This window comes from Kosakonia sp. HypNH10 (assembly GCF_029850615.1).
In the GTDB taxonomy this organism is placed as follows: Bacteria; Pseudomonadota; Gammaproteobacteria; order Enterobacterales; family Enterobacteriaceae; genus Kosakonia; species Kosakonia cowanii.
The window spans coordinates 506,059-519,864 of sequence record NZ_JAOTIU010000004.1 but is presented as its reverse complement, the minus strand read 5'-3'; the positions used below and the strand labels follow the sequence as shown (position 1 = coordinate 519,864).

The following is a 13,806-nucleotide window of genomic DNA, read 5'->3' as shown; positions in this document are numbered from 1 at the left end:
GAAGCTGTTCATATTTGTCATAGTGGCGCCACGCTACTGTTGTGACCTCTTCCGGAGCCGCTATGCCCTATCGCGCCAACCCCTTTTTCACCAGCGCCCGCGGGCGACTGCTCTTTTTCAATGTGCTGGTGGTGGCGGTGACGTTAATGGTCTGCGCCGTGGCGGTGCTCGGCTTTCGCCACGCCAGCCAGTTACAGGAGCAGGTGCAGCAGCAGACGCTGGATGATATGACCGCCAGCATGAACCTCGCGCGCGATACCGCCAGCGTCGCCACTGCTGCGGTGCGGCTTTCGCAGGTGGTTGGCGCGCAGGAATATAAAGGGGAAGCGGAGCGGCTGAAAGCAACGCAAAGCGCCTTGCAACGCTCGCTCACACAGCTGGCAAACGCGCCGCTGGCCCGGCTCGAACCGCAACTGGTGGCGCAGATCACCCGCCGCAGCCAGGCGTTACAGCAGAGCGTCACGGAGATGCTGCAACGCGGGCAGCGCCGCCACCTTGAGCGCAACGCGCTGCTCAGCTCCCTCTATCAGAATCAGAGTTATTTACGCCATTTGCAGACCATCGCCGCGCGCGACGGGCTGAACACCCCCGACCCGCGCCTGCTCAGTGAGATGGACAGGCTGCTTCTCGCCGCCATCCAGACGCCATCGCCGCGCGCGACGCTGGCGCAGCTGGCGGAGATTGTCGGCCAGCTTCCGGCGCGGGCGGGCGATCCGCTGCTCGATTTTATCCTGCCCGATTTTCAGGCCGAGCTGAACAAGCTGATGCCACTCGCGGGCCAGCTGGAAGAGAGCGATCTGGCGATCACCTGGTCGATGTTTCATATCAAAGCGCTGGGTGCGCTGCTTAACAACGATATCAACCAGTATGTGGCGGAAGTGGCGCAGGCCTCCGAACAGCGCACCGCGCAGAGCCACCAGGAGATGCGCTCCATCAGCATCTTTATCAGCCTGTTTGCGCTGCTGGCGCTGGCGATCACCGCCTGCGCCGGTTGGTATATCTACCGCAATCTGGGATCGAACCTGACCGCCATTTCGCGTGCCATGTCGCGGCTGGCGCGCGGGGAAGCGAATGTTTCGGTGCCTGCGCTGCAAAGGCGCGATGAGTTAGGCGAGCTGGCGCGCGCCTTTAACGTCTTTGCCCGCAACACCGCCTCGCTGGAACACACCTCCACGCTTTTGAAAGAGAAGAGCACGCAGCTGGAGACCACCTTTCATGCCATGCGCGACGGCTTTGCGCTGTTTGATAACGAGGGCTGCCTGGTGGTGTGGAACCCGCAATATCCGCTGCTGTTGGGCCTGGGCGAGGAGCCGCTGCGGCGCGGTCAGCACTACCACAGCCTGCTGCGCCAGGTGAGCGATCTTCCCGGCCATGTGCAGGAGAACCTGGCGCGCCCGCTGCCGCTAACCCAGGAGCTGCGGCTGGCGGATAACCGCACCATTGAGCTGCGCTTCAGCCCGGTGCCGGGGCGCGGGATGGTCAACGTGGTGCTGGATCGCACCGAGCGCAAAGGGCTGGAGGAGGCGCTGCTGCACAGCCAGAAGATGAAAGCGGTCGGCCAGCTTACCGGCGGGCTGGCGCACGATTTTAATAACCTGCTGGCGGTGATTATCGGCAGCCTGGAGCTGGCCTCAACCGACTCGCCGGACGCGGCGCGCATTTCCCGCGCGCTGAAAGCCGCCGAGCGCGGGGCGCTGCTCACCCAGCGGCTGCTGGCCTTCTCACGCAAGCAGTCGCTCCACCCGCACGCGGTAGAGATGCAGGCACTGCTGGAGAATCTCGACGAGCTGCTGCGCCACTCGCTCCCCTCAACGCTGACCCTTGACATTGAAGCGCAGCACGCCGCCTGGCCGGCGTGGATCGACGTCGGGCAACTGGAGAACGCCATCATCAACCTGGTGATGAATGCCCGCGATGCAATGGAGGGGCAAACGGGCGTGATCAAAGTGCGCACCTGGAACCAGCGCGTCACCCGCACCGACGGACGCAGGCAGGATATGGTGGCGCTGGAGGTGATCGACAGCGGCTGCGGCATGTCGCAGGAGGTCAAAGCGCGGGTGTTCGAACCCTTCTTCACCACCAAACAGACCGGCAGCGGCAGCGGGCTGGGCTTGTCGATGGTTTACGGCTTTGTGCGCCAGTCCGGCGGACGGGTGGAGATTGAAAGTAACCCAGGGCAGGGCACCACGGTGCGTTTACAACTGCCGCGCGCCACTCTCCCGGCGGTAAGCAATGCTGAACCCGCCAGCGATGCGCGCCATGTGCGCAGCGATACGCTGATTCTGGTGCTGGAGGATGAAGCCGACGTGCGCCAGACCCTGTGCGAGCAGCTTCACGAGCTGGGCTACCTGACGCTGGAGGCGGAAAACGGCGATGCGGCATTGCAGATGCTTGCCGCCTCTACCGAGATTGGCGCGCTGATCAGCGACTTAATGCTGCCGGGGCGCTTGAGCGGTGCAGAGGTGATCGCCGCCGCTCGCCAGCACGCGCCAAACTTGCCGATGCTGCTGATCAGCGGCCAGGATCTGCGCCCTGCCCACAACCCGGCGCTGCCGGAGGTCGAACTGTTACGCAAGCCCTTCACCCGCGCGCAGCTGGCGCAGGCCCTGCAACGCATCGCGGTATGAGGTGACGGCGCTCACAGGGTGATAAAAAGCTGGCTTGCCGGGACGTCTGTCGCCCGATAGATTATTTGCCTTAAGGATAGTGACTCCCTCACGGCTAAACCTGAAACCCACGCACTGGTGATTAACCTCTGCGCTGCGTTTCAGGTTTTTTTGTTTTTGTCGGTCATAAAAAGGAAAAGGACGTAACAATGAAAAAAGGGGTTATCGCGTTTCTGCTGCTGATGAGTATCAGCGCACCGCAGGCGCAAGAGGCTAAAGTGACGCTTATTCACACCGGGGATACGCACGGGCGCGGGATGAGCGAATCGGGTATTGGCTACGGCAAAATGAGCGCCTATGTAAAAAATCTGCGCCAACAGGACGCCAACGTGCTGTTTGTCGACGTTGGCGATGCGGTAAGCGGCATGCCGGTGACCGATCTGACGCAGGGCGAGAGCAATGTGCGCGCCATGAACACCATGGGCTATGACCTTTTTACGCCCGGCAATGCGGACTTTATTTTCGGCGGCACGGAGCTGCTCTCGCTGCGGGATAAAGCCCGCTTCCCGTTTGTCTCTTCCAATATTTACTACCACGACAAGCTCGCCTTTCGCCCCTATGTGATGAAAAAGATGGCGGGGCTGAATATCGCCATTATCGGCGTGTCGCCGCTCAATGCGATGGTGGCGACTACCGACAGCAAACTGGCCGGTTTTTCCGTCAGCGATCCGATTCAGGCGGTGCGTAACACGGTGGCACAGGTGAAAGGGAAGAGCGATCTGATCATTGTGCTGGCGCATCTGGGGAAAACCGATCCGGCGGTGAATATCAGCAAACTGCTGGAAGCGGTGCCGGAGATCGATGTGCTGGTGGATGGTCACGACCATATTGCCGTGCAGGCCGGTAAGCAGATGGGTAAAACAGTGATGGTTAACGCCGGGCAGTATGGTGATTACCTCGGCCATCTGACGCTCACGGTAAAAGATAAAAAGATCGTCGCGTGGAGTGAAAAGCTGCTGGATGCGGCGAGCTTAACGGCGCTGAAAGCGGATAGCGAAACCGAGACCTGTATCGAGCAAGCGCGGGCTGCGAGCGCAGAGGTGCTTAATAAAGTGGTGATGGCGCTCCCCTTTACCCTCAACGGCCAGCGTGAGCGGGTGCGCTCCGGGCAGACCAACCTCGGCAGCCTGCTGGCCGATGCCGAGCGGGAGTATGCCAACGCTGATATCGCTTTTACCGTCGGCGCATTTCTGCGCGACACCATTCCGGCCGGGCCGGTGACCTATGGCGAGGTGTTGAATGCGCTGCCGTTTCGCCTGCCGCTGGTGACGCGGGAGATGAGCGGCGAGCAGATCAAAGCGTTCATTGAGCACAACTATGCGCAGCAGAACATTATTTCCGGGGCTTATGCCCACGTCAGCGGCCTGCGTTTCAGCGTCGATTTCACGCGGCCTGCCGGGGATCGCATGATCTCCATCGAGGTCAACGGTCAACCGCTGGCGCGGGATAAAATCTATCGCGTGGCGTGTAATGAGCAGGTGAGTGATTTTGGTATTCGCGATATCGCCATCCGCGATCGTTACGATGTGCCGATGGCGGAGTTGCTGACGGAGTATGTCAATAAGCACGCGCCGCTGATCTCACCCGCGCCGCGTGTGCAGTTTCTCCACCCGGCGGGGTAATTTTTAGCGCTTATGCAGGGACGCGCAGCCCTAGCCGTTCGGGAACAATATCTTCCAGCATGGCGACCAGCTGCGGGTCCATAAAGGCGTAGTGATTCGGGATATTGAGCACATGCAGCGGTTTATGCTGCACCAGACGGTTATAGTCGGTCAGCAGGCGCTCTTTGTGCTCCTCTTCCATCACGCAGATAACATCTGCCCAGGAGAGAATCGCGGGCGAAACGGTTTTTTTTGCCTGGCGTTGCATACCGGCGGAGCGGGCATTCAGCCCAGGATAGCGGCGAAACAGCTGCTCAGCGGTGGGGCTGCGCCATTGGTTCCGGCTACAAATAAAAAGCACATTCATGCAAGTCGATACTCATCAAGCCGCGCTGAGCCCGTTACCTCTTGTCATACGCGGGTATTAAGACCCGGTTGCGTTATTTTCTGGCAACCCTCTGGTGCGAGTCTGTCCGCTTCATCCTACAAACGACCACATACTGGCTGCTTTCCGCTCCGGCGTTGCCGGGCGTTGCGGGACGCAATATAGCCACAATGGTCAGTCTAATCCAGCACAATCCGCAGGCCATCATAACCTGCTTCAGGCCCCGTCGGCAGCGGGTTTTTCATCATCCCTTGATCAAGGGCATATCTGATATGCGTTAGGATAAGTCGTGCAGCGCCTCACACCCGGTTTAAGGTCATTCTTACCCCATCAACACACTTCCACCAGGATGGTTCGCGGGATCGCCAGCGCGCGTTCGCCGCAGGTGAGGATCACATCGATTCCGCTCGGAAACGAGTGTGGACGGTCGGTTAACTCATCGGTGATGCACTCCGGCAGCAGCGGGGCGATCATCCGCTCCTCCTGAATGCCGGGGCCGGTGAGCCGCAGCATCCGCCCGCCGCTGAGCGCAGGCAGCTGTAAAATCAGCGTCGCGCTGCTCTCTGCGTTTAACGGCTGACCCACGGGCAAGGCGCTAAGTTGCTGATGATTAAGCGTGCTGTCGGCAATGGCGAAGAGCGCCTGTTGCGGCGCCTCCAGCAGCGGTGCCTGGGTGTGAAAGCGCAGGTTCTGGCGCAGCAGATCGTTATCCAGCGCGTTTGCGATCCACAGCGGCGTGTCGCTGTTTGCCAGCGTTAGCAGCACGCTGGTGGTCGCCGCGTTGAGCGGTGGCCAGCTGTGTTTCAGCTGCGGCAGGGCGACAATCACTCCCGGCTCGCTCATTGCTTTTAACAGGCGACGAAAGGCGTGCTGAGCGTCGTGAACCGCCGACGCGAAGGCGGGTTGTAGTGTCATGCATTCTCTCCGCGCACCGGAACAGAGGCCTCGACCCGGCCGGTGTGGCGCGTAGGGGTATCAACCTGCATTCAGTGCTCCATGGTAAATTCGATCATGTCGGCGCGATTCAGGCTGACGGAGTACTCCGTCGCGTTGATCTCACCGTCACGGTGGTTAAGGGTACGCACGCAGAGCAGCGGCGCCATATTGGGGATCTCCAGCCAGCGGCTCTCTTTCACCTGCGCACGGCGGGCGCTGATGCGCGTTTGTGTGCGCTTCAGCTCAAGACCGGCGCGATCGCGCAGAAAGTCATGCAGCGACCCGCTATCAAACTCTTGCAGTAGCGGCCAGAGCTGGCGGTCAGCAAAGTAGTGATCGATAAGGCAGAGCGCGACGCCGTTCACCCGGCGACGGGTGCGCAGATGAATGACGTTATCGCCTTCGGTAATGCCGAGCGCATCGGCGACATGGCCGGAGGCCGGGCGCAACACCGCCAGCAGACGTTCGCTGGTCGGGTGGCTCCCCTGATCGAGCAGGTTCTGGCTAAAACGCGCCTGCGCATTGAGCGGGTAGTCAAACGGGCGCATCAACACCAACACGCCAACGCCCTGGCGGCGCTGCACCCAGCCCTTTTCGACCAGTTGATCGATGGCGCGACGCAGAGTGTGGCGGTTCACCTGGAAACGTGCAGCCAGCTGCTGTTCGGCGGGCAGCCAGTCGCCACAGTGATAGTGGGTACGCAGCTCCTGCTCCAGTTTGGCGGCGATCTCCTGGTAACGTGTTGGGAAGCTGGTCGGATGTCTGGATAAGTGGATTGTCATCATTCCCCCGCAGACTCAGTTAATGTGGCTCTATGGTGCCGCGGGAATGTTGCAGTTGGGTTATGTATTGATTGCGCCAGGATGAAAAAAGAAAAAGGAGCCGCGATCGGCTCCCTGTTTCGGTGGTGCGCCCGGCGATAAACACCGCCGGCGAATCATCAATTCTTTTTAACGAATTCCGATTTCAGTTTCATTGGCCCGAAGCCATCGATTTTGCAATCGATATTATGATCGCCTTCCACCAGACGAATATTCTTCACTTTAGTGCCGATCTTCAACATTGAAGAACTGCCTTTTACTTTCAAGTCTTTAATTACGGTCACGCTGTCGCCATCGGCTAACAGATTACCATTTGCGTCTTTGACGATTAATTCATCGCTCACCGACGCGGGTTCGGCATCGTTCCACTCATGGGCGCATTCCGGGCAAACGAACATGCCATTATCTTCATAGGTGTATTCGGAATTACATTTTGGGCAGTGGGGAAGTTGCATAGGGGTTACCTCAAACAAGAGCAGAGAGAGCCGGATGTTTACCGGCACAAAAGGCGCAGTGCCTGAAAGGGCGCGATTATACAGCAAAACCGTACAGTTGCCGTTGTTATTATTTTTTTAATCCCGGAGATAAAAAGACAGCCCTCGCGACACCCTCTGACATTCGCTTAAGCGATGCTTATCTCATCACATCATTGAGAATCTACTTATGTGTGATAATTGCAATATTTGCGGGTTGAAATTGCCAGCATTTACTAATTCAGATATGGTGACAGTTAGCAACCGGTGTTATTTGTAACCAGGCTGTCACACCTGTTAAATGCGCCATTCCCGGCGAATAATTACCTCTCAGATCGGGTGGGTAAATCAATGATGATATATCCTGGCTATTCATAAAAATGCGCTAAGCTCTAACCCTTTGGTTTTTAAAGACCAGAGTACTATTGCTGTTCCTTTTTACGGGGAAATTATTATTTTCCCGAATGCCATCAGGTGTTTATATTTTCGAAGATATTTTCTACACGTAATTATAAAAGCCGAAACTTCACTAATAAAACTCCACGGCTAAATAAAACAAAGAAAATTTGCGTTAAGGAAAGACTTTTGACATGCACACACAGACAATATTTGAATTAAGTCAGGAAGCAGAACGGCTGTTACAACTCTCTTTGCACAATCTGCTGGCCCTGAAAAAAATGCCGGCGGCGGCGCTTGATGAGACAAATATCAGCGGCGCGGCGCAAAATAATAACGTGATGCCTCTGCACTTCAGCACCCGCGGCGTTGAGGCGCAAGAGGCGACCTTACAGAACGAACTGCGTAAAATTACCCGGCTGGAGATGGTGCTGGCGATTGTCGGTACCATGAAAGCGGGCAAGTCGACCACTATCAACGCGATTGTCGGCACGGAAGTGTTGCCGAACCGCAACCGCCCGATGACGGCCTTGCCGACGCTGATCCGCCATACGCCCGGCCAGAAAGAGCCTGTGCTCCATTTCTCCCACGTCGGCCCGATTGATGCGCTTGCGCAGCAGTTGCAGACGCGGCTGTTTAATTACGATCGCGGCAAGCTGGCGCAGAAGATTGAGATCGATCGCGATATGGACTCGCTGCTGGCGCGCATTGCGCAGGGCGACGCGTTTGATAAGCACTATCTCGGCGCGCAGCCGATCTTCCACTGCCTGAAAAGCCTCAACGACCTGGTGCGCCTGTCGAAAGCGCTGGGCGTCGATTTTCCCTTCTCGGCCTACGCGGCGATTGAACATATTCCGGTTATCGAAGTGGAGTTTGTTCACCTTGCGGGACTGGAGAGCAACCTTGGTCAGCTGACTCTGCTCGACACGCCGGGGCCGAACGAAGCCGGGCAGCCCCATTTACAGAAGATGCTTAGCGAGCAGCTGGCACGCGCCTCGGCGGTGCTGGCGGTGATGGATTATACCCAGCTGAAATCGATCTCCGATGAAGAGGTGCGCCAGGCGATCTCTGCCGTTGGCCGCTCGGTTCCGCTCTACGCGCTGGTGAATAAGTTCGACCAGAAAGATCGCAACAGCGACGATGAGCACCAGGTTCGCGCGCTTATCTCTGGCACCTTAATGAAGGGCAATATCACCCCAACGCAGATCTACCCGGTCTCCTCAATGTGGGGCTACCTGGCGAACCGCGCCCGTCACGAGTTGCAGAAAAAGGGGCGCTTGCCCGATCCGAACGAACAACCCTGGGTGCAGGACTTTGCCGAAGCGGCGCTCGGTCGGCGCTGGCGCATGGCGGATCTGGATGATACTGAACATATTCGTCACGCCGCCGATCTGCTGTGGCAGGATTCGCTGTTTGAGCTGCCGATCCGCAACTTGCTGCACGCGGCTCACGCCAACGCTTCTCTCTATGCGCTGCGATCCGCCTCGCATAAACTCCTCAACTACACCCAGAGCGCGCGGGAGTATCTCGATTTCCGCTATCAGGGTTTGACCGTCGCCTATGAGCAGCTGGAGCAGAATATCGCCCGGCTGGAAGAGGATATGACCCTGCTGCGCACCAGCCAGACGCGGGTACGTGATGAAGTCGATCATGAAGTGGAAGAGGCGCTGGCGGCGGCGGAGATCTTTCTCAACGGCCAGCAGTTTGAAATTGTCGAAGCGATCGATGCCTGGTTCCATGATGGTCAACTGATGGAGATGGCCAGCGAAAGCCAGGCGGATTTACGACTTGATGAGCGCTTAAGCCCAGGCCAACTGGTGCTGGAAGATGAAGGCCAGGCGCAGATCGCCCTAAGCAAAATGCGCTCCGCCTGCGAAACGATCCTGCTGGCGGCGCAGGAGCGCATCAGCCGTGAACTGGCGCTACGTTTTGATGAGCTGGAGAACACGCTGACGCGCTCATTGAACGATGCCATGCGCCCGATTGAAACGCGCATCAAAGCGGAGCTGAGCCATGCCGGTTTTCGTGCCCGCATCTCTTTTCCCGCGTTTCAGCCGAGCACGCTCAACTTCAATGCCCGCACGCTGTTTAACAATGTCATCGCGCCGGAAGAGACCAGCGCCGCACAGGCCAGCCGCATTGGTGGCGTGCGCGAAACGGTCTCGCGCTGGCTCAATAACCCCAACTGGGGCTGGGACGACTATGTGGCGACGCGTACCCGGTATGTGATCGACCTCGGCACGTTGCATAAGAAGCTGACTGCCCATGTGGCGCACTTCTGCGAGCAGATCCGCAAAGCGCTAAGCGCGCAGGTTGATGTCTCCGTCACCGCAGGCATGGCGACCTTTTTTGCCGAGTTCTCCCAGAGTCTCTCCGGGTTGCAGGAGAGCCTGCGCGAGAGCATGGCGATCCGCCAGCAGAATGAGTCCTCGGTGAGCGCGCTGCGTCGCCATTTGCTGCACTGTATCAGGACGGCGCATTGGATCCATGAGGATGCGCGGCTGTTACGTGACGATATCCAGACGCTCTTCGCGGCGGAGCAACCATGAAAAATCGACTGCTCGACGGCCCCGGCCGGGTGCTGGAATCTATCCATCCGAAATTTATTGTCGATCTGGTGCAGGGCATCGATGCGCCGCGTCAGACGACGATCGCGCCACAGCAGCAGATTTTCCGTGAGCGGCTGGCGCAGGAGATCATGGCCCAGACGCAGCTGCGCCCGTGGGCCATCTCCGGCAAGCTTGAGGAGAACGACGCCCTGCGGCTCGGGCTGGCAGAAAAACTGGCGAGCATGCTCGATCCCGGTTATCTGGCGCTGACGCGCATTACGCAGCGGCTGAAGGCGATGCAGCACGCCGAGCGGCGTCCCGGCGGCGTCACGCCCGGCGCGCAGCAGCAGTACGACGTGTTGCTGGAGCACTTTAGCCAGCGCGCGGCGTTTAAGGAGAAAGCGCTGACGCAGCGCGGGCTGGCGGTGCAGGCGGGTCATCACAGTGAACAAGTTTTTACCCACTGGCGGGCGGGAAGCTACAACGGCTGGTCAATGGCCGGACGCTGCTACGTCGCGCTGGAGGAGTTGCGCTGGGGGGCGTTTGGCGATGCCTGTCGGCTGGCGAATGAAGATGTGGCGACAATGCTGAAAGATAACCTGCGGGTGATGGCGGCAGAGTTTCTGGCGCAGGGCATCGATGCGTCGCAGGGGACGCGCCACTTCTATCATCAATGGCTGGCCGCGCCGTCGACGCCAGGGGTGATGGAGTATAAAGATCTGCTGGGCTGGCTCGGGGACTGGTGTGATGCAGAGCGCCACCCGATTTGCTGGTCGGTGACGCAGAGCTGGCAACCCGTCGCGTTGGGGATGCCGAGACTCTGCTCGGCAGCCCGTCTGGCGACGGCAATGGTCGATGAGGTTTTCGACGACCTTTAGTGGCTCGTCGACTCGGTTCGCGTCGCCATCTCTTCCGGCGTCGGCACCTTGCCGAAGCGTCGTGCATAGAGCGCGGTAATAATCGGCACCAGGATGGCGGTGACAATCACGCTTGCGGCGACCAGCGCGGTCGCTGATGCGGCAACCGGTTCAAAGGCCGGGTTAATCTGGGCGATAATTACCGGGTTAGCCACCGCCGCACCCGCTGCGGAAGAGGCTGCCACGCCCGCGGTACCATTCCCGCCGCCAATCAGTCGGTCCGCCATAATCAGCGGAATGCCGGTGATAATAATTACCGCCACGCCAAGGAAAATCCCCAGCAGACCGGTCTCCATAATCACTTTCAGGTTGATGGTGTTACCCAACGCGAAGCCGAAGAAGGGGATCAGCACCGGCGTCGCTTTGCTGAAGAAGGCGCGCAGATCGTGGTCGAGGTTGCCGAGGGCAAAGCCGATCAGGAACGGCAGCACCGCGCCGACAAAGTGGTGCGGTTCAAACGAGGCGAGACCAGCGGAGCCGAGGATCACCATGGTCATCAGCGGGCCAGACTCCAGCGACATCAAGACAAATGCCCCTGACTCCTCTTTACTGCCGTACTGATTCATCAGGCTGGCATAGAGCCCGCCGTTGGTCATATCCATTGCCGAGACAATCGCCAGCACCGACAGCCCGGCGAAAAAGCCGGTCTGAATGCCGGTATCGGGAATAAAGGAAGCGGCAATCATCGCCACCAGCCAGGCGACAGCAATTTTTGTCAGCACCAGCGTGCCCGATTTGCGCAGCACCGTACCGGTCGCGCGCAGGTCAATCGACGCGCCAATACAGAAAAACCACACCGCCAGAATCGGTACTGTTCCGCTAATCATGCCTTTAGTAAAGGAGCCAAAATAGGCTCCGGTATCGGGTGCCAGGGTATTAAGAATGGCACCTAACAAGAGCGGAACTAACATCATCCCGCCAGGAATACGTTCAATCGTGGCCTTAATTTTCATACTCAATCCTCACGACTCGTCATTCAGATGAACGAGAAAGCTAAAAAATGAATCATTCGATGTTTCAAAGCTTTAAAGCATTCAGAAGCCAGCGTATTGACGATGGGCGGCGGCGGAGCGGCCTGAACAGACTCATCAATACCGATGAGTTAGCCCTTAACGCTGCTATTAGTGGGGCTATCATGAGGCGATTGGAATATCTATTCAATAAGAATGAAACGGTGTTTTAGTTACACCGATCACATAATTCGCGTAAACATTTATCGATGTTTCTTTATTTATTTTCGATGTAAATGGCTTGTAAAAAGGAGGGTTGAAAGCCGATCGCGCTTTTTTGAAATGAGGCAAAAAGTGAGGTAAAAACGGTGGTTGATGATTACCGGTTACAACTATGTGAATTTGATCACATTTATAAACCCTGATAGGGTAATTCGCTCAATCACTGCCCAACAGGCGTCAACAGGTTCGGTTGTACAGGCTTTGAACAGTTAGTGTAAGTAAACCTGCTACGCTTGAAAGAATGGCCGTAAGGCCGATAAAAAACGCCTGCCACGGATGGGTAAACGGGCGATACAGGGCGAGAGTCTTAAGAGGAAAACAGAGATGTTAAAAAGGAAAAAAATCAAACCGATAACGCTACGCGACGTCACGATTATTGACGACGCGAAACTGCGTAAAGCCATCACCGCCGCGTCGTTAGGTAACGCGATGGAGTGGTTCGATTTCGGTGTTTATGGCTTTGTGGCCTACGCTCTTGGCAAAGTGTTCTTCCCCGATGCAGATCCCAGCGTGCAGATGATAGCCGCGCTCGGGACCTTCTCCGTTCCATTCCTGATTCGTCCACTTGGCGGCCTCTTCTTCGGCATGCTGGGGGATAAATATGGACGGCAAAAAATCCTCGCGATCACGATAGTGATCATGTCCGTCAGTACCTTTGCTATCGGGCTTATACCTTCGTATGAGTCGATCGGTATCTGGGCACCGATTCTGCTGCTGTTATGTAAGATGGCGCAGGGCTTCTCCGTCGGCGGCGAGTATACCGGCGCATCGATCTTCGTGGCCGAGTACTCCCCGGACCGTAAACGCGGCTTTATGGGCAGCTGGCTGGACTTCGGCTCCATCGCCGGGTTTGTTCTCGGCGCGGGCGTGGTGGTGTTGCTGTCGACGATTGTCGGCGAGCAGAACTTCCTCGACTGGGGCTGGCGTATTCCGTTCTTCCTGGCGCTGCCGCTGGGCCTGATTGGCCTCTACCTGCGTCATGCGCTGGAAGAGACTCCGGCGTTCCAGCAGCATGTCGATAAGCTCGAGCAGGGCGACCGCGAAGGGTTGCAGGAAGGGCCGCGCGTCTCCTTTAAAGAGATTGCCAGCAAACACTGGCGCAGCCTGCTGACCTGTATTGGTCTGGTGATCTCCACCAACGTCACCTACTACATGCTGCTGACCTATATGCCGAGCTACCTGTCGCATAACCTGCACTACTCGGAAGATCATGGGGTGCTGATTATCATCGCCATTATGATCGGCATGCTGTTTGTGCAGCCGGTGATGGGGCTGTTGAGTGACCGCTTCGGCCGCCGCCCGTTTGTGCTGATCGGCAGTATCGCGCTGCTGGCGCTGGCGATTCCGACATTCAGCATGATCAACAGCGGTGTGACCGGCATGATTTTCGCGGGCCTGCTGCTGCTGGCGGTGATCCTTAACTGCTTCACCGGCGTGATGGCTTCCACCTTGCCAGCGATGTTCCCGACGCATATCCGTTACAGCGCGCTCGCCAGCGCCTTTAACATCTCCATCCTGATTGCGGGTCTGACGCCAACGCTGACCGCCTGGCTGGTGGAGACCTCAACGAATCTGATGATGCCGGCGTACTACCTGATGGTGATCGCGGTGATTGGCCTGATTACCGGCCTGACGATGAAAGAGACGGCGAACCTGCCGCTGAAAGGGGCAACCCCGGCAGCGTCGGATATGCAGGAAGCGCGTGAAATTCTGCAAGAACATCACGACAACATCGAACAGAAAATCGAAGATCTGGATGAAGAGATTGCCCAGTTGCAGGAGAAACGCTCCCGCCTGGTGCAGCAGCATCCGAAGATTGACGAGTAACTA

General features: G+C 57.8%; 10 protein-coding genes. 5 read left to right on the top strand and 5 right to left on the bottom strand.

Annotated elements, in window-relative coordinates; all coding sequences use genetic code 11:
* Positions 1-62 precede the first annotated feature (62 nt).
* Together N7V53_RS14830 and N7V53_RS14825 are read left to right on the top strand one after the other, a co-directional pair.
* Positions 63-2,627 carry an ATP-binding protein gene (locus N7V53_RS14830; protein ID WP_279793815.1) on the top strand — a complete coding sequence of 855 codons (2,565 nt, stop codon included), beginning with the start codon at positions 63-65 and terminating at the stop codon, positions 2,625-2,627.
* Positions 2,628-2,815: 188 nt separating this feature from the next.
* Positions 2,816-4,288, top strand: coding sequence for a bifunctional UDP-sugar hydrolase/5'-nucleotidase (locus tag N7V53_RS14825; protein ID WP_279793814.1), 1,473 nt, complete (start codon positions 2,816-2,818; stop codon positions 4,286-4,288).
* Positions 4,289-4,298: 10 nt separating this feature from the next.
* Here N7V53_RS14825 and N7V53_RS14820 read toward each other — a convergent pair whose 3' ends face one another.
* The 4 genes from N7V53_RS14820 to N7V53_RS14805 all read right to left on the bottom strand — a co-directional run bounded on the left by N7V53_RS14820 (position 4,299) and on the right by N7V53_RS14805 (position 6,864).
* A complete protein-coding gene (locus tag N7V53_RS14820) occupies positions 4,299-4,634 on the bottom strand; it encodes a phosphotyrosine protein phosphatase (protein WP_124970528.1) in 336 nt (111 codons plus the stop codon).
* Positions 4,635-4,982: 348 nt separating this feature from the next.
* On the bottom strand, positions 4,983-5,567 hold the full coding sequence (gene phnH / locus N7V53_RS14815; RefSeq protein ID WP_279793813.1) for a phosphonate C-P lyase system protein PhnH: 585 nt from the start codon (positions 5,565-5,567) through the stop codon (positions 4,983-4,985).
* 71 nt (positions 5,568-5,638) lie between these two features.
* Positions 5,639-6,364, bottom strand: coding sequence for a phosphonate metabolism transcriptional regulator PhnF (gene phnF, locus N7V53_RS14810; protein ID WP_034811988.1), 726 nt, complete (start codon positions 6,362-6,364; stop codon positions 5,639-5,641).
* A gap of 164 nt (positions 6,365-6,528) precedes the next feature.
* Positions 6,529-6,864, bottom strand: coding sequence for a zinc ribbon domain-containing protein YjdM (locus N7V53_RS14805; protein ID WP_023478448.1), 336 nt, complete (start codon positions 6,862-6,864; stop codon positions 6,529-6,531).
* 608 nt (positions 6,865-7,472) lie between these two features.
* Here N7V53_RS14805 and crfC point away from each other — a divergent pair.
* Both crfC and N7V53_RS14795 read left to right on the top strand, forming a co-directional pair.
* Positions 7,473-9,827, top strand: coding sequence for a clamp-binding protein CrfC (crfC, locus tag N7V53_RS14800; RefSeq protein ID WP_279793812.1), 2,355 nt, complete (start codon positions 7,473-7,475; stop codon positions 9,825-9,827).
* Positions 9,824-10,705, top strand: a complete 882-nt coding sequence (locus N7V53_RS14795; RefSeq protein WP_124970520.1) for a diguanylate cyclase regulator RdcB family protein — start codon at positions 9,824-9,826, stop codon at positions 10,703-10,705. The genes crfC and N7V53_RS14795 overlap by 4 nt, the downstream gene beginning before the upstream one ends.
* On the opposite strand, the gene kdgT is transcribed toward N7V53_RS14795, so the two are convergent.
* Positions 10,702-11,697 (bottom strand): 2-keto-3-deoxygluconate transporter, encoded by a 996-nt coding sequence (gene kdgT / locus N7V53_RS14790; RefSeq protein ID WP_279793811.1) that lies wholly within the window; start codon positions 11,695-11,697, stop codon positions 10,702-10,704. The two genes, N7V53_RS14795 and kdgT, sit on opposite strands and share 4 nt — an antisense overlap.
* Before the next feature lie 603 nt (positions 11,698-12,300).
* Here kdgT and proP point away from each other — a divergent pair.
* A complete protein-coding gene (gene proP / locus N7V53_RS14785) occupies positions 12,301-13,803 on the top strand; it encodes a glycine betaine/L-proline transporter ProP (protein ID WP_279793810.1) in 1,503 nt (500 codons plus the stop codon).
* Positions 13,804-13,806: the final 3 nt, after the last annotated feature.